The organism is Ottowia sp. oral taxon 894, from assembly GCF_001262075.1.
Classification (GTDB): Bacteria; Pseudomonadota; Gammaproteobacteria; order Burkholderiales; family Burkholderiaceae_C; genus Ottowia; species Ottowia massiliensis.
Genome location: NZ_CP012073.1, coordinates 592,956 through 613,839, shown reverse-complemented (window position 1 = coordinate 613,839; position 20,884 = coordinate 592,956). Strand labels below are relative to the sequence as shown.

The following is a 20,884-nucleotide window of genomic DNA, read 5'->3' as shown; positions in this document are numbered from 1 at the left end:
GCAGGGCGGGCATGACAGCCCGGCGCCAGGCATCCGCCCGCAAGCCATTTCCCCCTTGCTGACCCCTTATTCCGCTCCTTGTTTCATAGCATGAGGTCCTAGTGGAAAGGGCGCGAGCGGCGTTTTAGATCGCCTGAATTTGCTCCTTTTTCTGATGCCTTCCGGCAGCCCTCGCGGCCAGGCCTGGGGCGTGCGCCCGGGGCCGCGCACTCACGGAAAGGCTTTGAACGGGTTTTCAGGAAGCGCTCGCGTCATACGCCCAGCGGCAGCGTGCGCCGCCGCCAGCGGTTTCGTGGCGGGCCATGTCGTAGGTGAATTCGCCCTCGCAGAACTGGCCGCGCGCAAGCGCGTCGCGCAACTCGGGCCAGCGAGCCTGCAAATCGCTGCGCTGCGCCCAGTCGGGCGGGTGGGGGTAGGTGCGCAGCAGGCGGTAGCGAAAGCGCGGCAGCAGGCCGTAAGAGGCGCTGGGGGGCGCGATGTCAAGGTCGATGATGTCCAGTTTGGGTTCGCCCAGGGGCAGGCACCAGGCGTAGTCGCGGTGCTGGGCGGGCTGCATGGCGGGGGTAAGTTCGTACACGTCGGCTTCCACCATCTGGCCGGCCTGCGGGCCGCGCCGGGCGCTGATGCTGCGGCGCTCGCTGTGCAGCACGCCCAGCTCCTTGAGGCGTTGCAGGTAGGGCAGGGTGCGCGTGACGACGCGGCTTTCGGGCGCGCGCTCGGCCTGGGCGTAGAGGGCAACGCTGTAGCGCGCGGGCTGGGCGCTGAGTTCTTCATCCACCGGCCAGTCAGGGTGGCCGGGCAGGTGCAGGCAGCTCTGGGCGTCAGCGCTGGCGGCGGCCGCGCCGTGGATTTTTTCGATGGCCTGGCGCGCCTCGGTCTGGCTGGGCGCGCCGCCGCCGCGCAGGGCGATCCAGGCCAGCAGGAGCTGGCGCTGCGCCTTGCCGTAGAGGATTTCCAGCTCGCGCTGCCAGTATTTCCAGCCGCTTTCGGAGCGGGCGGCGCGCCCGCGCGTTTGCTGGCCGGCCCAGCCGCTGGCTTCGCGCACGAGGACGATTTGCCGGATTTCGGGCCGCAGCGCCCGGCCCAAGGTGTCGGCAAAGGCGCGCTGCACGGCGGGGTGGCTGGCCCAGTAGGGCGTCTGGCTGGCGTTGGGGCCGGTGAGCACGCGCACGGCGTAGTAGCTGCGCTCCAGGTTGCTGTCGGGCGTTTCGCTGTGCCAGCCGGTCAGGCCCAGGTAGTGGCGCCAGCCGAGTTCAAAGCAGTGCGGCTGGCTGTCCCAGCCGCTGCTGGCCCAGCCCTGGCGGCTGAGGCGAAAGCGCGTGGCGGGGTAGAGCGCGCCATTGAGCGGGATGTTGATGCGGGTGCGCTCCAGCACGCCCGCGTCGGCCAGCGCGCGCAGCTGCTGGAGGCGGCGGCCCGGGGCGGCGGCGCTATCAGGCAGGGCCGCGCCGCCGTCGCCAGCGGCGCTGGCCGCGCCGGCTGCGCCGGTCTGGCCGGCTTGCCGGGCCTGGGCCTGGGCTTGCGGGCGGGCGGCTTCGTCAATGAAGTCTTCATGCCAGGCCATGCCGCCTGGGCTGGCGGAGCGGCCATCGGGCCGGGGTTCGTCATCCAGCGCCAGACAGACCGGCCCCAGGCCGGCATCCAGCGACTGCGGCCCGAAGGGCGAGGCCTGGCGGGACTGCTGGGCCAGCGTCTCGCGCACGGCGTTGTCAAAGCTGGGCGCGGTGGGCAGCCAGGCCAGCGCCACCCACCACAGCAGGGCCGTGAGGGCCAGCCAGGCGTTCAGCCACAGCAGCAGGCGCGCGCGCCGGGGCGGCGTGGTGGAGGCGGGAGCGGGCAGGTTGTCTTCGACTTCCACGAAGGAATCGGTGGCCTGCATGAGCGTGCTCTGCCGCGTGAGCCGGGCCATGTGCCGCAGGCCGCGGCGCAGCTTGTCGAAAGCCTTGCCGGTGGGCAGCATGGCGTGCGGCAGCCGCACGATGCCGCCCTCGTATTCCACGCGCAGCCACTGGTAGCCCGCGCGGCGCAGCAAGTTGATGGAGCGGATCCAGGCGTAAGGCACCACCAGCGTCTGACCGGCGTGCTGCACGGTGAGCGCGTTTTCATCCAGGATGACGCGGCCCTTGCGGCAAAAGCGCAGCACCCACAGCAGCCACAGCAGGGCCGCAGCCGCCCCCAGCGCCCATAGCGGCAGGCTCCAGGGCGACACGGCAACAGGCGCCTCGCCTTCCTGCGGCGCTTGCAGCAGCTGCCACAGCTGCCGCCCGGCCAGCGCCAGCGGCAGCGCAGCGGCCAGGAAAGCGCGATGCCAGGGCAGGCGAAAGGGAAAGGCCAGGCGGCGGGAGGACATGGGCGGCGGTTGTCGGGCGTTTTTGGCAGACGGCGATGGCGCGTCAAGCCGGTGAAGCATGCAATTTTCATGCTTGGCGCCGATTCTGCGGCCATTTCCGGCGCCTCAAAGACACGTTGCCAAGCGCCTGAGCGGCTTCAACGCGGGCGGCTCTGGCGGCTCTGGCGGAGGCGGGCATGAAAAAGGCCGCTGCCGGAGGAGGCAGCGGCCTTGCGGCGTTCAGCCAGCGGCCGGGGCTGCTGGCTTTGCGCGTCTGGCGCGGGCTGCGTTTTTGGCTTCCTGGGCGTTTTTGGCCTGGCTGGCCAGTCCGCCGCGCAGGGCGTTGAGCAAGATGGCGATGGTGCTGCCGTTGTGCAGCACGGAGGAGGCCACGGGGGTGAGCCAGCCAGCGGCGGCGGCGGCGAGGATGCTGGTGTTGGCGGCGACGGTGAATTTGAAGTTGCCGTCGATGCGGCGCATGGTGGCGGCGGCCAGCGCCTTGGCGTCGGCCACGCGGCCTACGTCGTCTTCGAGCAGGGCGATGTCGGAGGTCAGGCGCGCCAGGTCGGCGCCGCGCTGCATGGCAATGCCCACATGCGCGCCGGCCAGGGCGGGGGCGTCGTTCATGCCGTCGCCGATGAAGGCGATTTTTGCGCCCTGCGCTTTCATTTGCGAGAGCAGGGTGGCCTTGCCTTCGGGCAGGAGCTGGGCGTGGTATTCGTCAAGCCGCAGGTGGCGGGCGAGTTCGGCGGCGCGGTCTTCGTGGTCGCCGGTGAGCATGACGATGCGCCTGGCGCCCAGCGCGCGCAGGCGCGCGACGGTTTCGGCGGCGTTGTCGCGCACGGTGTCTTTCAGGCCGATGATGCCCAGCAGCTTGCCGCCAAAGCCGATGTAAAGGGGCGTTTTGCCTTCTTGCATGAGGCGGCCGATGTCGTCCAGATAGGCGCTCATGTCGATGCCTTCGTCTTCTTCGACGAAGTGGCGCGAGCCGACGACGATGCGCTTGCCCTGCACCACGCTGGCCACGCCGTGGGCGGCGATGAAGCGCACTTCTTCATGGTCGAAATGGCGGCCGCTTTGGCGGCGGGCGGCTTCCACCACGGCTTGCGCCAGGGGGTGAAAGTAGTGTTCTTCAACGGAGGCGGCCAGGTCGATCAGGTCGGCCGGGCCGAAGTTGGGGTCATACGCGAAGGTGTCGGTCACAGCCAGGCGGCCCGTGGTGAGGGTGCCGGTTTTGTCGAAGACGAAGGTGTCGGCTTCGGCCAGGCGCTCCAGCGCGTCGGCGCCCTTGAAGAGCAGGCCCTGGCGGCCGGCGGCGTACATGGCGGATTTGAAGGCCACGGGCGTGGCGAGCTTGAGGGCGCAGGCGTAGTCGGCCTGGAGCACGGCGGCGGCGCGCCGCCAGTCGCCCGAGAAAAGCCAGGCCGCGCCCGCCAGGCCCAGCACGCCGGGCACGAGCTTGTCGGCCAGGCGGCTGGCGGCCAGTTGCGTGCCGCTTTTGACTTGCAGGGCGTGCTGCACGTAGTTGGCGATGCGCGCGCTGGCGGTGCCTGCGCCCACGCGCTCGGCGTACACGCGCACGCGGCCTTCTTCGACCACGGTGCCGGAGAGCACGGTGTCGCCCCGGCGGCGCACGACGGGCACGCTTTCGCCGGTCATGCTGGCTTCGTTCACGGTGGCTTCGCCGCCGAGCACGGTGCCGTCCACGGGGATGAGGTTGCCGGCGGCGCAGATGACGGTGTCGCCCACTTGCACGTCGGTGGCGCTCACTTGCACTTCGTTGCCTTCGCGCTCGACCCAGACGCTGCCCGCGTCAGGGTGCAACAGGTGCTTGAGCAAATCATCAGAGCGGCGGGCGATGGAGTGCTCCAGGTATTCGCCCAGCGCCAGCATGAACAGGGTGGTGTTGGCGGCGAGCTGATCGCCGCTGGCGGTGGAGATGGCCACGGCCAGGGCTTCGAGCACGTGGGAGTTCAGCCCTTCGGTGAACAGGTCTTTGAGCGCGTCGGCATACAGCGGCAGGGAGACGGCCAGGGTGGCGGGGCGGCCCAGCGACTGGGGCATCTTGCGCGTGGTCAGCAGCAGGGCGGCGCTGGCGAGCACTTCGCCGCCCGCGCCCATCAGGCCCCCGCTTTCGCCGTGGCTGCAATCGGCGGCCAGCGCCGTGCCGCAAGCGCCGGTGGCAGCCAGCGCGGGCAGGCGCAGCAGGGCCTGGGCGATGGCTTCGGGGCCGGTGCGCCCCGGCTCATAGTGCAGGGCGATGGAGCGGGCCGCCGTGTTCAGGCGCACGCGGGTGACGCCCGGTATTTCTTGCGCCATGCGCTGTAGCGCGTGCGGCGCGAGCGCGGGCAGGCCGGGCGTGAGGCGGTAGCGGTAGCGCACGCGGCCGCGCCTCTGGTGCGCGGGCGTGAGCGAGGCGAACAGGCGCGCGGCTTGCGCGGGCAGGTTTCGGGAGGCGGGGCTGGAAGGCATGGCGGGGGCGGGTCGGCAGGGGGTGGGTGAGGGCCGCGCAGGCGGAGTGGCAGAAGGCGGAAGGCGCGGGCCAGCGGCGGCGGTCTTTCAGGCGGGCGAAACGGACACCAAAAAAAGGAGCAAATTCAGGGGCGCCCAAAAGGCCGTTGTCGCTTTATTGGCGGCGAGGTCATGCTATCAATCAAGGAGCGAAAACAGCCTTTGCCTTGCCTTTGCAGGCCTTGCCAGGACCAGCGATGCGCCTGCGTGGAACAGCGGCGCGCGCGGGGGCGGGCTGGAGCCGGGCCGCAGGCAGCGGGCCAGATGCGGCAGGCCGCCTGCGGGGCGGGCAGGATCAGTCTTCGTCGGCAAAGCCGCCATGTTCGGCGGCCACTTCGGCCTTGAGGTCGGCGATTTGCTCCTTGAACTCTTCCACGCTGCCGGCCACGCCGGCATAGAGCTTCATCACCATGCGCAGCAGGCGCGCGCGCTTGTCCGCGTCGCCCAGCACGTAGGCGGCCGCGCCGCCGAGCACGAGGCCGATGATGAATTGCTCCATCTGGCGGTTGCTGAGCCAGCCCAGCCAGCCCGTGCCGTGCGTCTGGGCGGCCGCGCCAGCGGGGAAAGCGCCCGGATAAGCGCCCGGATAAGCGCCGGGGAAAGCACCCGGGGCGTAGCCGGGCGCGCCTTGCGCCCAGGCGGCGTCCCAGGGCTGCTGGCCCCACGGCTGCTGGGGCTGGCCCCAGGGCATCTGGCCTTGCTGGGCGGCCCAGTAAGCGGCCTGTTGGGCGGCTTGCTGTGCAGCGGCTTGCTGCGCGGCGCTCCACTGGTTCCAGTCGCCCTGCTGGGCGTTGTTCTGGAAGGTTTGCTGGGTGTTGTCGCGGTTAGTCTGGTTCTTGGCCATGAGCGGTTTCCTGGTTGGAAGGGTGAGGTGTTTGCAAAAAGTATTCGGCAGCGGCCACGGCGGCAGCGCCTGCGGCGACGCTGAGCAGCGCCTGGGCATATTGCGCGCCGCGCAGGGCGCGCATGGCGGCCACGCCGCTGGCCAGCGCCGCGCCGCCTTGCACGGCCAAGCGCAGCGTGCGGCGGTCCAGCCGGGGCTGGCAGCCTTGGCTTTGCAAGGCGGCGAGCAGGCCGCTGGTGACGAAACCGCGCACGAATTCATCGGCAAGGGTGCGCTGCTCGACGGCGACGGGCGCGCCGCTTGTCTGCGCAGGCGGGGCCTGCCACGGCGCGGGCCATGCGGGTGCAGGCCACGCGGATGCGGGCCATGCCGCTAAGGCAGACGCGGGCCAGGGCGCGCCTGCGGCGGCATCCGCAGCGGGCCAGGGCGTGGCGAAGGCGGGGGCAAACGGGGCGGCGGCCATCATTCAGCAGCAGAGTCCGGGGCGGCAGCCTTTTTGCGCGGCGGGCGGCGGCGGGCGGGCTTGGCGGCGCGCGCCGGTTCGCTGGCGGCTTCAGGCGCGCTGGCTTCGGCGGCGCTCGTTGCGGGCTTGGCGGCGCGCTTGCCAGCCGCCCTGGGTTTGCGGGCGCTGGGCTGCGCCGCCTTGTCCGCTTTGGCGGGCTGGCGGGCCTGGTCTTCGGGCGCGGGCAGGGCGGGTATGGCAGCGGGCTGGGCCGGGTCGGCCTGGCCGGCCTGCTCCTGGCCGTGCTTGCCGCCGCGCAGGGCCTGCCATTTGTCGTGCAGGGCGTCGGCCACGGTTTCGCGCAGGTTGGCGCTGCTCTGGCGCACGCTTTCAAGGCCGCTGGCGGCGCTGGCGCGCAGCTTGCCGCTGGCGGCCTGAACGGCGCTTTGCACTTTGCCGCGCCGCCACAGCTCGGTGGCCGCGACGCCGGCGGCTGCGCCTGCGATGAAGGGAATCAAAGGCAACATGAGTCAGTTCTCCTGGTTGTGGGGTTGCGGTGGGTGGGCTGGGGTGCGCGCGTGTCGCATCCCCTGGACGGCGGCGCTGCCGGTGAACGCCCCCGCCAGCAGCGCCGGATGGGCGGCGCGCAACAAGGCGCCCGCCAGGCCGAACAGGCCGCCCTGGCGGGAAAGCAGGGCCAGCAGCTGCTCCACGGTGTCGCCAATGAGGCCGTGGCGGGTGTGGGCCTGGGCGGGCGCAATGCCTTGCAGGGCGTGGTAGCGCTCCAGGTCGGCGGCGGCCTGCCAGGCGCGCTGCAAGGCGGGCAGGTGGCGCGTGAGCAGATCAGACTGCGCGCGCTGGAACAGGCGGGCGGCTGCGCTGCTGACGGGAGCCGTTTGCAGGCGCTGGTAAAGGCCGGCGCTGGCAATGCAGCCGTTCATGGCGCGCTCGATGCTGGCGCGCCAGCCCGCGCCCAGCCGGGGCGGGGCGATGGGCGCAGTCATGGGCGCGATGCCCGCAGGCTGGCCCAGCGCGGCAAGAGCCGCCGCAAGCGACTGGATGCGCTGCCCGCACGCCTGGTGCAGCGCGGGCCAGGGCGCGTAGCTGCCAAAGGCGGCCAGGGCGGCGCTGTAGTAGGCGTAGGCGGCCTGCTCGTCTTGCAGCGCGGCGCGCAGCGCGGCGGCGGTGGCCGGCCAGGCTGCTGCATCAGGCATGGGCGGCGCTGCGGAGGCTGGCATGGGTTTCTTCAAGAATGGCGTGCAGGGCCTGGGCGGCGGCGCTGTCCGCGCCTGCGAGCAGGTCGGGCCAGGCTGCATCAGGGATGATGGCCGTGTCGTATTCCACGGTGCAGGAGCGCGCCAGCAGGTTCCATTTGATGGCGCGCACGCCGCGAATTTGCCCCAGCACGGCGGAGAAAGCGTCGGCGCTGCTTTCCAGCGCGCTGAAATTGATGCCGTCCAATGCTTTCATGCTCAGTTTCAGGCGCACGCGCCCGGGAAGCTGGTGGGCGATTTTCAGATGCGGCGCGAAGTGCGCCAGCAGCGCGGCCGGCGGGGTGTCGGCGGTGATTTCGAGGGCGGCGGAACTCATGAGAGCGGGGAAGGGCAGAGAAATTACTGGCGGCCCAGCAGCAGGTATTCCAGCAGGGCCTTTTGCACGTGCATGCGGTTTTCGGCTTCGTCCCACACCACGGATTGCGGGCCGTCGATGACTTCGGCGGTGACTTCTTCGCCACGGTGCGCGGGCAGGCAGTGCATGAACAGGGCGTCGGGCTTGGCCATGCGCATCAGGCTTTCGTCCACGCGCCAGTTGGCGAAGGCTTTGCGGCGCGCCTCGTTTTCGGCTTCGTAGCCCATGCTGGTCCACACGTCGGTGGTGACGAGATCAGCGCCCGCGCAGGCCTGGCGGGGGTCGGCGAAGTTCTGCCAGCCCTTGCCGCCGCCGTCCAGCGCGGCCAGCGCGGTGTCCACTTCATAGCCGCGCGGGGTGGACACGCGCAGCTCGAAGCCCAGCAGCGCGGCGGCCTGCGCCCAGGTGTTGGCCATGTTGTTGCCGTCGCCTATCCAGGCCACGGTCTTGCCGCGGATGGAGCCGCGATGCTCGGTGTAGGTGAAGATGTCGGCCAGGATCTGGCAGGGGTGGTATTCGTTGGTCAGGCCATTGATGACGGGCACGCGCGAGTGCGCGGCAAAGCGCTGCAGGCGCTCTTGCTCGAAGGTGCGGATCATCACGGCGTCCACCATGCGGCTGATGACGCGCGCGGTGTCTTCAACCGGCTCGCTGCGGCCCAGCTGGCTGTCGCCCGAGGTCAGATGCACCACGCTGCCGCCCAGCTGGTACATGCCCGCCTCAAAGCTCACGCGCGTGCGGGTGCTGGCTTTTTCAAAGATGAGCGCCAGCGTGCGGTCGGTGAGCGTGTGGTGTTTTTCGTAGGCCTTGAATTTGCGCTTGATGAGCGCGGCGCGCTCCAGCAGGTAGGCGTATTCGTCCGCCGTGAAATCGGAAAACTGAAGGTAGTGCCTGATGGGGGCGGGTGCGGTCATGGCGCGGCTTTTTCTTTCAGAAAGGTTTTGATCAGCGGAACGAGGATGGAGACGATTTCGTCCGCCTCGGCCTGCGTGAGGATGAGCGGCGGCGCCAGGCGCACCACGCGCTCGGCGGTCACGCTGATGAGCAGGCCCGCCTGCAAGGCGCGCAGCGCCAGCGCGCCGCAGGGGCGGTCCAGTTCGATGCCGATCAGCAAGCCCTGGCCGCGCACTTCTTTCACGCCCGCCGTGCCGCCCAGCGCCGTTTGCAGCGCCTCTTTCAGATGTGCGCCCACCTCGCCGGCATGCGCCACCAGGCCCTCTTCTTCCATGATGCGGATGGTTTCCACGCCCGCGCGCATGGCCAGCGGGTTGCCGCCGAAAGTGGTGCCGTGGTTGCCGGGCTGGAAGATGTGGGCGGCCTTGGGGCCAGCCACCACCGCGCCGACGGGCACGCCCGAGGCCAGGCCCTTGGCCAGCGGCATCACGTCAGGCGTGATGCCCGCCCACTGGTGCGCGAACCACTTGCCGGTGCGGCCCATGCCGCACTGCACTTCGTCAATCATCATCAGCCAGCCGCGCTCGTCGCAAAGCTGGCGCAGCTGGCGCAGGTATTCGGCGCGCGCGGGGTTCACGCCGCCTTCGCCCTGAATCGTTTCAAAGAACACGGCCACCACATCCGGATGGCCGTCAGTGGCTTTTTTCAGCGCCTCAATGTCATTGAGCGGCACGCGGATGAAGCCGGGCAGCAGCGGCTCGAAGCCCTTTTGCACTTTCGGGTTGGCCGTGGCGCTGAGCGTGGCGATGCTGCGGCCATGAAAGGCTTTTTCGCACACCACGATCTGCGGATTGGCAATGCCCTTGTCGTGGCCGTATTTGCGCGCCAGCTTGAGGGCGGCCTCGTTGGCTTCCAGCCCGCTGTTGCAGAAAAAGACGTTGGTCATGCCCGAAAGCGCGGCCAGCTTCGCCGCCAGCCGCTCGGCATCGGGCACGTGGTAGTAATTGCAGCAGTGAATGAGCTTGCCCACCTGCTCCTGCAAGGCGGGCACCAGCTTCGGATGGGCGTGGCCCAGCGTGTTCACGGCAATGCCGGCCAGCGCGTCCAGATAGCGGTTGCCGTTCACGTCCCACAGGCGGCAGCCTGCGCCGCGCTCCATGGCCACCGGCAGGCGGGCGTAGGTGTTCATGGTGTGAGGCGAGGCCGCTTCGGCAGGGGCAGACATGGCAACGATTCCTTGCAAAAAAGACGCCGGGCCGCTTGCAGCGCGGCCCGGCGCGTGAATTCTAGGGCAGGCCCGATTCCTTGGCTTGCCGCGTAAAATCCGCCAGTTTTGCACCCCTGCTACACCCATCGCCACATCAAACAACAGGCGAACAACAGGCGGCAGCGCCCGTTTGCCGCCGCAACCGCATACGCAATGGCACCCCCCCGCTCACCCGACAGCCAGGTTTTCATTCAGGGCATCACCAGCTCGGGCCGCGCTTTCAGGCCCAGCGACTGGGCCGAACGCCTGGCTGGCGTGATGAGCCAGTTCCGCCCCAAGGGCAGCGCGCCGTCTGACGCGCGCCTTTGCTACTCGCCCTGGTGCGTGCCGACCACCATGAACAACATCAAATGCGTGGTTCTGAGCGTCGCCCTGCGCCAGCATGAACCTATGGCCTGGGATTTCGTGATGAATTTCGCCAGGGACAATGACTTGCAGGTGGTGCAAGCCTGCCTGGTGCCTGAAGACTGAGGCGCGCGCCAGCCAGCCATTGCCGCAGCGCCTTGCCATGTGCTTGAGCGGGGCGGCGCCCGCGCTCCGCACACCCTTTGTGCCGCGCTCCTATCACACAGCCCGTCATGCATGCATTGTTTGATCCGCGCCAGATTCCGGTGTGCGGGGTGGACACGCACCTGCCCGCCGTGGCAGCCGCCCGGCTGACGCCGCAGGCGCTGCGCCAGCGCTTTGCCGCGCCGCCCGCCTGGCAGCCGGAAGTGCGGCGCGAACCTGACCTGCCCGGCGCCAGCCGCCCGCTGGCTGCAGCGGCGGTGCTGATGCCTCTGGTACAGCGCCCGCAAGGGGTGACAGTGCTGCTGACGCAGCGCACGGCGCACCTGTCCAGCCACGCCGGACAAGTGGCTTTTCCGGGCGGCAAGGCGGATGCGGAAGATGCCAGCGCGGCGGCCACGGCGCTGCGCGAGGCCGAGGAAGAAGTGGGCCTGGCGCGCCGCCACGTACAGGTGCTGGGCGAGCTGGCGGCGTACGTGACGGGCACGCGCTACGCCGTCACGCCCGTGGTGGGGCTGGTGCAGCCAGGCTTTGCGCTGCGGCCCAACCCGGATGAAGTGGCGCAGGTGTTTGAAGCGCCGCTGGCCTTTTTGATGAACCCGTCCCACCACCGCCGCCACCAGATGGCCGATGGCCGCCAGTGGTTTTCAATGCCGTACACGGACGAAGCGGGGCGCGAGCACTACATCTGGGGCGCAACGGCAGGCATGCTGCGCAACCTGTATCGCTTTTTGATGGCTTGAGAGCCTGTTCAGAGTCCGTCCGTGGGCGCGCAAGGCATGGAACAGGCAGCGTTATTTCGCTATTTTCTTGATAGCATGAAGTCCCGATGGAATGTGCGAGGTATGGCATTTCAGACCCCCTGAATTTGCTTCTTTTTCAGGTGTAGCCGGACATGCGGAGCGGCTTGCAGGCTGCGCCTTGTTCATCGGGCGCGCGCATTTGGGAGGGCAGCGCCGCGCGGGCATTTGGCATGAGGCGGATCAGATTGGCGCGTTTGCCAGACAGGGCCTGCGCATCAGGGCGGAGGCTTCATCCAGAAAGAGCAGGGCAGGGCGGCGCAGAGCGCGAGCCAGGATCAGGCGCTGCTGTCTGCCGCCGCAGAGCTGGCGATGCCATTCGCGCGCCGTTCACGCTCTTTTGCCCCTCACGGCCAGACGCTGAACAGGTTCCCGGGTGAGCGCGCCAGCGCGCATGCGGCGGCGTTTGCCTGGATTTTGCTTCTGTTTGAATAGCGAAAAATCAGCCTCGAAAATGACGATGGTCCTAGTGGAACGTGCGCGGGCAGCTATCGGAAAAGGAGCGAATGAGCCGCAACTGGAAGGTGCTGGTGCGCAGGTTTCTGAGGAAGCGGCGAAGAGCAGGCGAAGGCGGGGCCGGAAAGAAAGAAGCCAGCGCCTTCGCGATGAAAGGCGCTGGCTTGCGTGCTTGGGCGATGAGGCGAGGGTCAGTTCTGGACAACTTCCACGGGGCCGTGGTCATCGCAGTGGTCGCCGTGCGGGTGGTGCAGGCGGCCATTGACGAGAAAGTCGATGTGGTTGCCGTGCGGCACGGCTTCGTGGCCGCAGCCGGGGCCGTGCACGTGGCCCGGCTCGTGGCCGGCGCAGGGGGGCGTGCAGCCTTCGGGGTTGGTGTCGGAGACGGCGATGGAGTGCTCTTGCACGCGGCCTTCATGCGGGTGGTGCAGGTGGCCTTCTTGCAGGTAGTCCACGTGGCCGTTGTGGCGGATGGCGGTGTGGCCGCAGCCGGGGCCGTGCTGGTGGGGCGGCTGGTTGGCGGCAGCGGCGGCGGCCGCAGCGGCGGCGCAGGCGCAGGTGCTCATGGCGTTTCTCCTTTGATGTTTGAGGCGGGAAAATGAAGGTTTTTGGCGCCCGGTTTTCTGGCGCTTAATTCAGGGGAATGTCTTCTTCGTACAGCCGCAGGGTTTTCGCGGCTGAAACAAGGGCGCTGGAGGGAAAATAAAAGGTGTATTTGATGGCGGCGCTTTTGGGTACCGTGATGTCATTGTCCACGGAGCCGGAATAAGCCACGTATTTGTCTTGGTCCAGCAATTGCAGGTTTTTCTGTTCCATCAGATTGGTGAGGCGGACGATGCGGTCGGTTTTATTCTTGATGCCGATATTCACGGCGTACACGCCGGCGTCAAGATTGACGGAGAAAATCCTGATTTCCACGTAATCCTTGAATTTGCGGTCGTGGATGATGACGGCGTCGTCCAGGCTGGTGCCGCCCTGGCGGCCTTCGTCCCAGCCTTGCTTGACGCCCTTGATGATGTCTTTGCCGCTTTGCACTGCGCCAGAGACGGCGCCGGATACGCTTTTGATGAGGCCGCTGTTTTTCTCGTCATCCTGCGCCTGCCCCAGCATGGGCAGCGAAAGCAGCAGGGCGAGCGCCAGTGTTTTTTTCATGGTGTTTTCCGAAAGGCAATAGTGAATGGGGGCGGATTTTAGCGGGGCCGAATGCCGGGCGGGCAATAAGCGGAAAAAGGGGAGAAAACCGTTTTTCATTCCAGCGTGAGCACCACGGGCGTGTGGTCGCTGGGGCGCTGCCATTTGCGCGGGGCGCGGTCAATGGCGCAGGCGCGCGCTTGCGGCACAAGCGCCGCGCTGATGAGAATGTGGTCAATGCGCAGGCCACGGTTTTTCTGAAAGCTCAATTGGCGGTAATCCCACCATGAAAAGCTTTGCGGCGGCTGCTCGAACAGGCGGAAGGCGTCTTGCAGGCCCAGATTCAGCAGACTGCGAAAGTGCGCGCGTTCTTCCGGGGTGTGCAGGATGGCGCCCGCCAGGCCCACGGGGTCATGGCTGTCGCGGTCTTCGGACACGATGTTGAAGTCGCCCACCAGCGCCAGGCGCGGGTGGCGCGCCAGCTCCGCTTGCAGCCAGCCGTGCAGGGCGGTGAGCCAGCGCATTTTGTAATCAAACTTGTCGCAGCCTGGCTCTTGCCCATTGACGAAATAACCATTGACCAGGCGCAGCGGCCCGCCAGGCGCGGGCACGGTGGCGGCAATGAGGCGGGCGTTGTCGTCGGCAAAGCCGCTGATGCCGCGCGTCACGTCTTCAGCCGCCAGCGGCTGGCGCAGCAGCAGCGCCACGCCGTTGTAGGTTTTTTGCCCGTAAACGGCGGCGCTGTAGCCGGCGGCGGCCAGCGCATCGTGCGGAAATTTTTCGTCGGCCATCTTCAGCTCTTGCAGCGCCAGCACCTGCACGGGGTTGGCGGCCAGCCAGTCGAGCACGTGGGGCAGGCGGGCGGTGAGTGAATTGACGTTCCAGGTGGCGATTCGCATGGCGCGGGCGGGGCGGGGCAAAACGGCGTTTTTAACGGATGCGGCGTGCAGGCGGAGCAGGGCGGATGGGCCGCGCTGGCGGCAAGGCTGGCTCTGGCGCTGGGTTTCAAGGCCAAACCGGCCGCAAGTCCCCGTGGAATCAGCGCGGGCAGCTATCAAAAATGAAGTGAAATGGAGTAGGCTAGGGGCGTGATGGATTCAGGGCCTGCCGCTGCGGCGGGCCGCCAGCCTTGCCATGCCTGCCTACATTGCCAAACGCCTGCTGCTGATGCTGCCCACGCTGCTGGGCGTGCTGCTGCTGACTTTCATCGTTTTGCAGTTCGTGCCGGGCGGGCCGGTGGAGCAGTACCTGGCCGAGGCCAAGGCGGCGGGCGGCGCGGCCGAAGGCGGCGCGCTCACTTACCGGGGCGGCCAGGGCGTGGATGAGGCGCGGCTGGCGCAGATCAAAAAGCTCTATGGCTTTGACAAGCCCGCGCACGAGCGCTTTTTCATCATGCTGCGGCAGTTCGCGCGCTTTGATCTGGGCACGAGTTTTTTTCAGAACAAGGATGTGTGGCAGCTCATCCGCGAGAAGCTGCCGGTTTCGGCCAGCCTGGGGCTGTGGACGTTTTTCATCTCTTACCTGGTGAGCGTGCCGCTGGGCGTGGCCAAGGCGGTGCGCGCGGGTTCGCGCTTTGACTTGGCGACCACCGTGCTGTTGCTGGCTGGCTACGCCATTCCGGGCTTTGTGCTGGGCGTGGCGCTGCTGGTGGTGTTTGGCGGGCAGTTGCAGTGGTTTCCGCTGCGGGGGCTGACGTCGGCCTACTTCGACGAGCTGCCTCTTTGGGGCAAGGTGGCCGATTACCTCTGGCACGTGACCCTGCCCGTGACGGCCATGGTGCTGGGCAGCTTTGCCACCACGGCCATGCTCACGCGCAACAGCTTTCTGGAAGAAATCCGCAAGCAATACGTGCTCACGGCGCGCGCCAAAGGGCTGGGCGAGCGGCAGGTGCTCTATGGACACGTGCTGCGCAATGCGCTCATTCCCATCGTCACGGGCTTTCCGGCGGCGTTCATCGGCGCGTTTTTCACGGGGGCGCTGCTGATTGAAACGCTGTTTTCGCTCGACGGCCTGGGGCTGCTGAGCTATGAAAGCGTGATCCGCCGCGACTACCCGGTGGTGCTGGGCACGCTGTATCTGTTTACCCTCATCAGCTTGGTGACGCGGCTGGTGTCTGACCTGTGTTACGTTTGGGTGGATCCGCGCGTCAAATTCGACTGAGTTGATGAAGGCAAGGATTGTTTTTTCCATAACCTTTCAAGGAGACAACCATGAGCTTTGAAGCTTTGTATGCCCAAAAACGCCTTTCCGCCCATGACGCCGTGCGCGTCGTGAAAAACGGCGATGCCATCGTCGTGCCCACGGGCGTGGCCGAGCCGCCCACGCTGCTCAAAGCGCTGAGCGATCAGCGCCGCGAGTTTGAAGGTGTGACGGTGGGCCAGATCCTGCCCATCCAGAAATACGACTACTTCGATCCCGAAACGAGCCGCAACGTGCGCCACCTGGCTTACTTTGTGGGCGGCCCTTCGCGCGCAGGCGCGCAAGCGGGCTGGATTGACTACGTGCCGGCCTACTTCTCCGAGCTGCCCGCGCTGATCGAGCAGGGCCTGGTCAAGTCCGACGTGGTGTTCAGCATGGCCTCGCCCATGGACAAGCACGGCTGGTTCTCTTTGAGCCTGGGGCCTGACTACACGATGGCCGCCATCAAGAAAGCGCGCGCGGTGGTGCTGGAAGTCAATCCCAACGTGCCCTTCGCCGCTGGCAACTGCCACATCCACATCTCGCAAGTCACGGCCCTGACCGAAAGCGAAGACCCGGTGCTGGAAGTGGGCCTGCCCAAGATCGGCCCCGTGCAGGAAGCCATTGGCAAATACGTGGCCGACATGATCGAAGACGGCGCCACCTTGCAAATCGGCTACGGCGCCATTCCTGACGCCGTGGTGATGCAGCTCACCCACAAGAAAGACCTGGGCGTGCACACCGAAATGATCGGCGACGGCATCATGACCCTGGTGGAAGCGGGCGTCATCACCAACCGCCGCAAGAACTACCTGCCCGGCAAGATGATCGCCACCTTCGGCCTGGGCAGCAAAAAGCTCTACCAGTTCATGGACCGTAACCCCGCCGTGGAAATGCACCCCGTGGACTTCACCAACGACCCCTACCTGGCCGGGCAAAACGACAAGCTCATTGCCATCAACGCCACCATGCAGATTGACTTTCTGGGCCAGTGCGGCTCTGAATCGCAAGGCATCAAGCCCTATTCGGGCACCGGCGGCCAGGCCGACTTCGTGCGCGCGGCCAACCGCAGCCGTGGCGGCAAGGCCTTCATCGTGCTGCCCTCCACCGCCAAGGACGACACCATCTCCCGCATCGCCCCCACGCTCACGCCCGGCACGCACGTGACCACCAGCAAAAACGACATCGACTACGTCGTCACCGAATACGGCGTCGCCCAGCTGCGCGGCCAGAGCGCCCAGCACCGCGCCAAGGCGCTCATCAGCATCGCCCACCCCAAATTCCGCGATGAACTGACCGAAGCGGCCAAGAAGATGAATCTGCTGTAAACCGCTCCACCCAAAAGGCAGGAAGCCAGCCCTTGCAGGGCGGTTTCCTGCCTTTTTATTAAAAGACGCAAAAGCTGCCAGCGCTCAACAATGGAACAACGCCACGGTCAGAAAATGGCAGTTTGAAAACATGATGTAAACGACAGGCGCCTTCAAAACCTCTGAAATTATCAGTGCCAATTTGAGCAAGCTATTTGATGGACTTGGAAGGCTTCGTGAGCAATCATGGCATCTTCACAATTAAATAAAACAGCCTGAAAATAAACCTTGAGTCTGTTCCGGATAATTCGAATAAGAATGTCTTGAGGAATAAGCGGCCCGCATTTGACTCATGCCTGATTTCGCCTCGCTTTCCCCTGCCCGCCGCGCATGGCTGCGCTTCAAGCGCCACCGGCTGGGGTATTGGAGCCTGATGGCTTTTGCCGTGCTGGTGGCCCTCAGCCTGCTGGCGGAGCTGCTTTCCAACGACAAGCCGCTGATATTGCGCTACGAAGGCGCTTATTACTTTCCAATATTCAAAAGCTATCCGGAAACGGTTTTTGGCGGCGATTTCCACACGGAAACCGATTATCTTGATCCCTATATTCGCCAGCAATTTGAAAAACCCGGAAATTGGGCCATTTATCCGCCCAATCCGTATGGCGCGCAGACCATCAACTACTTTTCAGACGCGCCCGCGCCCGCCGCGCCTTCGCGCGAAAACTGGCTGGGCACCGATGATCGCGGACGCGATTTGCTGGCGCAGCTGCTGTACGGCTTTCGCGTCAGCGCGCTCTTTGGCCTGGCGCTTACCGCCCTGGGCGTGGCCCTGGGCGTGGCGGCAGGCGCTGCGCAGGGCTTTTTTGGCGGCAAGGTGGATTTGGCGGGCCAGCGCTTCATTGAAATCTGGAGCGCCATGCCGGAGCTGTATCTGCTCATCATCTTCAGCGCCGTGCTCTCGCCCAGCGTGAGCTTGCTGATCGTGCTGCTGGGCCTGTTCGGCTGGATGGGCCTGTCGGACTACGTGCGCGCCGAATTCCTGCGCAACCGCCAGCTGGACTACGTGCGCGCCGCCCGCGCGCTGGGCGTGTCGCGCTGGCGGCTGGTGTGGCGGCACCTGCTGCCCAACAGCCTGACGCCCGTAGTCACCTTCCTGCCCTTTCGCATGAGCGCGGCCATTCTGGCATTGACTTCGCTCGACTTCCTGGGCCTGGGCGTGCCGCCCGGCACCCCTTCGCTGGGCGAGCTGCTCAGCCAGGGCAAAAACAACATCGATGCCTGGTGGATCTCCCTCTCCACCTTCGGCGTGCTGGTTGTCACCCTGCTGCTGCTCACCTTCACGGGCGACGCCCTGCGCGACGCGCTGGACCCGCGCAAGGCGCAGGCGTGAACCAAGGAAACACTGATCTTGCTTTAGTTTCTGAAGCGAGTTTGAGGAGTCTGACGACTGAGACGTCCAGGTACGGGCTGGATAGCTTGGCAAATCTGTGCTTTGGGATTTGCGTAATGCTTGGACGAAGCTCTTTTATTGTCTTGCAGATTTCTGAATCGCTGAATTTATTCACTGCTTTCGCAGTCTGGCGCAATCCCGGAAATGCTTCTTGTAACGTTTGGCCGGCAGATGAATCTGGCTTGTCTAAAACCAGTTTCTGATAAGCTTTGAGGTAATTCTCTCGAATGCGATGGAATGGTGCAGAAAGTGCTGCAAACATTCGATGCAATCAAAAATAAGAATCTCAATGCTGCCAGTTTTCGTAAAACGTTGCGGTGTATTCAGTCACCATAGGGTTGATTGCATCCGTGGTGACAAACAGGCGGTTGTGAATTCTGATTGGCGTTCTGGTTATTTTGGCTACAGCCGCGCCAATGTCGTCTTGCGTGACGCACTTCATTTTGATTTCGTAGGTTGTAATGACTGGATTCTCGCCTACAAAACAGATTGCTGTGTCACCTAATGAGCTAGTCTGGATGCTGGCTGCATGATGCGAATTCAGAGGCAGCATGCTTTCAAACGATTGAGTCTCTGCGATCTTGTAGGCAGCAACAACCCAAACTGGTAAACGGCGGGCGTTATTGCAGGCGGCGGGCGCTGAAAGAAGCCTGAATCAGCTATCAAATACATAGCTGCTGGTCCTAGTGGAACGGGCGCAAACGGGATTTTTATACCCGCTAGATTTGCTCCGGTTTTTAATACGCCTGAGCGACACTGGGCCGCACGGTTGTTACCTGAGCGGGATGAATTCAGGGGCGCCCGGCTTGCAGCCAGACGCAGGCGGCCATGCGGCCCGTGACGGGACGGGCGCGATAGGAGTGAAAAAGCTGCGGCTGGCTGAAGGTGCACCAGGCGGGGCTGCCGTCGTTGCCCCAGGTGGGAATGCCCAGCGCGGCCAGCCGTTGGCGGGCGAGGGCGGGCAGATGGGCCAGCCATTTGCCGCCGGGGCGGGGGGAAAAGCAGGCGGCGGCTTCAGGGCGGGCGGCGGTGAAGGCAGCGCGCACTTCGGGGCCGACTTCAAAGGCGTCAGGGCCGATGCAGGGGCCTAGCCAGGCCACGACTTCAACGGCGGATGTGGCGGACGCTGCAGATGCAGGCGGGTGCGGCCCCAAGCGACGCACGGCCTGCGCCGCAGCCTCAATCACGCCGCCCGCCAGCCCGCGCCAGCCCGCATGGGCGGCAGCCACTGCCGCGCCATCCGCGCGGGCCAGCAGCACGGGCAGGCAGTCGGCCACCATGACGGTGCAGGCTACGCCGGAGCTGGCGGTGACGGCGGCATCAGCAGGCTGGCCGTCAGGCGCATACGCATCAAGTTCCGCTACGTGGCAGCCATGCACCTGCTCCAGAAAAACAGGCCGCGCGCCCGTGCAGGCGGCCAGCGCGGCGCGGTGTGAGGCCACGGCCTGCGGTGCGTCGCCGACGTGATCCGCCAGATTGAAGCCGCCCCAGGGCGCGGCCGACGGCGCGTCACCTGCTGGGCAAGCGCGTGTGGTGCAGACGGCTCGCACGCCGGGCGGGGCGGGCCAGTCCGGCACGAGCCAGTCTGCGGGCAGCGGGAGGCGGCTCATGAGGCCTCATCAATTCATGGGAGTGCCGACAGGAGTGGAGTAGCCGGGCTGCTGCTGATACGCGGGTTGCTGATGTGTTGGATGCTGGTAGGCGGGTTGCTGCTGGGCGCGTTCGGCCAGGAAGATTTCCACGCGGCGGTTGCGCGCACGGCCCTCGGCGGTGGCGTTGCTGGCGATGGGTTCGCGCGAGCCGCGCCCTTCGGTCTGGATGCGGGCGCTGCTGACGCCGCGCGAGACGAGGTAGTCGCGTACGCTGGCGGCGCGGTTGCGGGCCAGGGGGTCGTTGATGGCGTCGTTGCCGCTGCTGTCGGCATGACCGACGATGACGATTTCCAGGCCCGGCTGCTGGCTCAGGCCGTTGGCAAAGGTGTCCAGCACAGGGCGCAGGCCGGAGACGATTTGCGCGCTGTTGGTGGCAAAGGAAATGTCACTGGGCACGCTGAGCTTGAGCTGGTTGTCGGCCGTCTGCTCCACCCTGACGCCGGTGCCTGCGGTCACGCGCTCCATGTCGCGGCGCTTGTTTTCCATGTACTGCGTCCAGGCGTAGGTGCCCAGCGCGCCTACGGCCGCGCCAATGGCCGCACCCCGGCCATCGCCAATGAGGCCGCCCGCCGCCGCGCCCACGCCTGTGCCGATCATGACGTTGCGCTGCCCTTCAGTGACGTTGGCGCAGCCAGCCAGCACGGCGGCGGTGCAGGCGGCGGCCAGCAGGCGGGCGGCGCAGGGGCTTGGGGATGAGGTCATGGCAAATCTCCTTTGCGAGTGAAACAGGGGCGGGCATGCTAGCAGGGCAGGGCGCTGGCGTATCGGCCCGGCGCATGCTGCTCAGGAAGGCCAGGCGCATGGCCTTTCGCGGAAAAAGCGCCACAAATGCGTATATCGCGGCGGGAGGAATTCATCTCTTTATTCACAAATGAGAATTGTTATTATCAATATAAATTTCCCCTTCAGAGACCGAACCGATGGAAATCCGGCGTATTTGACTTGTTTCAAGGATGGGTTTTTGAGATTCGCTATGCTCCACCGTCGTTTTTCAACCTCGGAGAAATTGAACCATGAGTTCAGGAGCATCAAGCGGGTTCACCAAGCAGATGGCCCGCAACATCTTCTACGGTGGGTCGCTGTTTTTCATTTTCATCTTCATCGGGCTGGTGTTTGATTCCGAACGCCGCATTCCTGAGCGCAGCAACCAGTCGCAAATGAGCGAAGCGGTGGTGCGCGGCAAGAAAATCTGGGAAACGCGCAACTGCGTGGGCTGCCACTCGCTGCTGGGCGAAGGCGCGTATTTCGCGCCGGAGCTGGGCAACGTTTACAAGCGCCGTGGCGGCGACGATGGCGGCGCCGAGTTCATCAAAGGCTGGATGCAGGCGCAGCCGCTGGGCGCAAAGGGCCGCCGCCAGATGCCGCAGTTCAACCTGACGGATGAGCAGCTCGACGACCTCGTCGAGTTCCTGAAATGGACCGGCGAAATCGATACTGAAAGCTGGCCGCCCAATATCGAAGGCTGATCGCCGCACGAGAGGATTCAT

General features: G+C 66.0%; 21 protein-coding genes. 6 read left to right on the top strand and 15 right to left on the bottom strand.

Translation table 11 applies throughout. The annotated features are described in order from the left end of the window. Positions 1 to 235 precede the first annotated feature (235 nt). The 9 genes from ADJ79_RS02600 to ADJ79_RS02560 all read right to left on the bottom strand — a co-directional run bounded on the left by ADJ79_RS02600 (position 236) and on the right by ADJ79_RS02560 (position 9,874). A complete protein-coding gene (locus ADJ79_RS02600) occupies positions 236 to 2,350 on the bottom strand; it encodes a hypothetical protein (protein ID WP_050714661.1) in 2,115 nt (704 codons plus the stop codon). 219 nt (positions 2,351 to 2,569) lie between these two features. After that, positions 2,570 to 4,801, bottom strand: coding sequence for a heavy metal translocating P-type ATPase (locus tag ADJ79_RS02595; RefSeq protein WP_050714660.1), 2,232 nt, complete (start codon positions 4,799 to 4,801; stop codon positions 2,570 to 2,572). Positions 4,802 to 5,135: 334 nt separating this feature from the next. Beyond that, positions 5,136 to 5,684 (bottom strand): hypothetical protein, encoded by a 549-nt coding sequence (locus ADJ79_RS13880; protein ID WP_050714659.1) that lies wholly within the window; start codon positions 5,682 to 5,684, stop codon positions 5,136 to 5,138. Beyond that, positions 5,665 to 6,150 carry a hypothetical protein gene (locus ADJ79_RS15110; RefSeq protein WP_216597145.1) on the bottom strand — a complete coding sequence of 162 codons (486 nt, stop codon included), beginning with the start codon at positions 6,148 to 6,150 and terminating at the stop codon, positions 5,665 to 5,667. The genes ADJ79_RS13880 and ADJ79_RS15110 overlap by 20 nt, the downstream gene beginning before the upstream one ends. Beyond that, entirely contained in the window at positions 6,147 to 6,653 is a 507-nt protein-coding gene (locus ADJ79_RS02580) for a hypothetical protein (protein WP_156303981.1), read from the bottom strand. Before ADJ79_RS02580 ends, ADJ79_RS15110 begins: the two co-directional genes overlap by 4 nt. A 3-nt stretch (positions 6,654 to 6,656) precedes the next feature. After that, positions 6,657 to 7,364: a hypothetical protein gene (locus tag ADJ79_RS02575; protein ID WP_050714657.1), complete on the bottom strand. Its 708-nt coding sequence runs from the start codon at positions 7,362 to 7,364 to the stop codon at positions 6,657 to 6,659. Further along, a complete protein-coding gene (locus ADJ79_RS02570; protein WP_216597144.1) occupies positions 7,333 to 7,716 on the bottom strand; it encodes a hypothetical protein in 384 nt (127 codons plus the stop codon). Before ADJ79_RS02570 ends, ADJ79_RS02575 begins: the two co-directional genes overlap by 32 nt. A 23-nt stretch (positions 7,717 to 7,739) precedes the next feature. After that, complete coding sequence (argF, locus tag ADJ79_RS02565) at positions 7,740 to 8,669, bottom strand: ornithine carbamoyltransferase (RefSeq protein ID WP_050714656.1); 930 nt, start codon at positions 8,667 to 8,669, stop codon at positions 7,740 to 7,742. Then, positions 8,666 to 9,874, bottom strand: a complete 1,209-nt coding sequence (locus ADJ79_RS02560) for an aspartate aminotransferase family protein (protein ID WP_050714655.1) — start codon at positions 9,872 to 9,874, stop codon at positions 8,666 to 8,668. Before ADJ79_RS02560 ends, argF begins: the two co-directional genes overlap by 4 nt. Before the next feature lie 195 nt (positions 9,875 to 10,069). Here ADJ79_RS02560 and ADJ79_RS02555 point away from each other — a divergent pair, with 195 nt between their 5' ends. Next, the gene (locus ADJ79_RS02555; protein ID WP_050714654.1) at positions 10,070 to 10,387 is read left to right on the top strand and encodes a DUF3579 domain-containing protein; all 318 of its coding nucleotides are present in this window, start codon (positions 10,070 to 10,072) and stop codon (positions 10,385 to 10,387) included. A 107-nt stretch (positions 10,388 to 10,494) separates the two neighbouring features. Next, entirely contained in the window at positions 10,495 to 11,166 is a 672-nt protein-coding gene (locus ADJ79_RS02550; RefSeq protein ID WP_050714653.1) for a CoA pyrophosphatase, read from the top strand. 704 nt (positions 11,167 to 11,870) lie between these two features. Here ADJ79_RS02550 and ADJ79_RS02545 read toward each other — a convergent pair. From ADJ79_RS02545 to xth, 3 genes are all read right to left on the bottom strand, one after another. Further along, positions 11,871 to 12,245 (bottom strand): hypothetical protein, encoded by a 375-nt coding sequence (locus ADJ79_RS02545; RefSeq protein WP_050714652.1) that lies wholly within the window; start codon positions 12,243 to 12,245, stop codon positions 11,871 to 11,873. A gap of 64 nt (positions 12,246 to 12,309) precedes the next feature. Then, a complete protein-coding gene (locus ADJ79_RS02540; RefSeq protein ID WP_050714651.1) occupies positions 12,310 to 12,831 on the bottom strand; it encodes a hypothetical protein in 522 nt (173 codons plus the stop codon). 95 nt (positions 12,832 to 12,926) lie between these two features. After that, positions 12,927 to 13,709 carry an exodeoxyribonuclease III gene (gene xth / locus ADJ79_RS02535; protein ID WP_050716353.1) on the bottom strand — a complete coding sequence of 261 codons (783 nt, stop codon included), beginning with the start codon at positions 13,707 to 13,709 and terminating at the stop codon, positions 12,927 to 12,929. A gap of 235 nt (positions 13,710 to 13,944) precedes the next feature. Here xth and ADJ79_RS02530 point away from each other — a divergent pair, with 235 nt between their 5' ends. The 3 genes from ADJ79_RS02530 to ADJ79_RS02520 all read left to right on the top strand — a co-directional run bounded on the left by ADJ79_RS02530 (position 13,945) and on the right by ADJ79_RS02520 (position 17,685). Beyond that, positions 13,945 to 14,970 (top strand): ABC transporter permease subunit, encoded by a 1,026-nt coding sequence (locus ADJ79_RS02530; RefSeq protein ID WP_050714650.1) that lies wholly within the window; start codon positions 13,945 to 13,947, stop codon positions 14,968 to 14,970. 50 nt (positions 14,971 to 15,020) lie between these two features. Beyond that, positions 15,021 to 16,316 (top strand): acetyl-CoA hydrolase/transferase family protein, encoded by a 1,296-nt coding sequence (locus ADJ79_RS02525; protein ID WP_050714649.1) that lies wholly within the window; start codon positions 15,021 to 15,023, stop codon positions 16,314 to 16,316. Between the two features lie 331 nt (positions 16,317 to 16,647). Further along, on the top strand, positions 16,648 to 17,685 hold the full coding sequence (locus ADJ79_RS02520) for an ABC transporter permease (protein WP_050714648.1): 1,038 nt from the start codon (positions 16,648 to 16,650) through the stop codon (positions 17,683 to 17,685). 346 nt (positions 17,686 to 18,031) lie between these two features. Here the strand turns inward: ADJ79_RS02520 and ADJ79_RS13875 are convergent, their stop codons facing one another. The 3 genes from ADJ79_RS13875 to ADJ79_RS02510 all read right to left on the bottom strand — a co-directional run bounded on the left by ADJ79_RS13875 (position 18,032) and on the right by ADJ79_RS02510 (position 20,099). Then, entirely contained in the window at positions 18,032 to 18,298 is a 267-nt protein-coding gene (locus tag ADJ79_RS13875) for a hypothetical protein (RefSeq protein WP_156303980.1), read from the bottom strand. A 238-nt stretch (positions 18,299 to 18,536) separates the two neighbouring features. Then, the gene (gene pgeF / locus ADJ79_RS02515) at positions 18,537 to 19,355 is read right to left on the bottom strand and encodes a peptidoglycan editing factor PgeF (protein WP_050714647.1); all 819 of its coding nucleotides are present in this window, start codon (positions 19,353 to 19,355) and stop codon (positions 18,537 to 18,539) included. A 9-nt stretch (positions 19,356 to 19,364) separates the two neighbouring features. After that, complete coding sequence (locus tag ADJ79_RS02510) at positions 19,365 to 20,099, bottom strand: OmpA family protein (RefSeq protein ID WP_050714646.1); 735 nt, start codon at positions 20,097 to 20,099, stop codon at positions 19,365 to 19,367. Between the two features lie 311 nt (positions 20,100 to 20,410). Here ADJ79_RS02510 and ADJ79_RS02505 point away from each other — a divergent pair, with 311 nt between their 5' ends. Then, entirely contained in the window at positions 20,411 to 20,863 is a 453-nt protein-coding gene (locus ADJ79_RS02505; protein WP_050714645.1) for a cytochrome c, read from the top strand. Positions 20,864 to 20,884 lie beyond the last annotated feature (21 nt).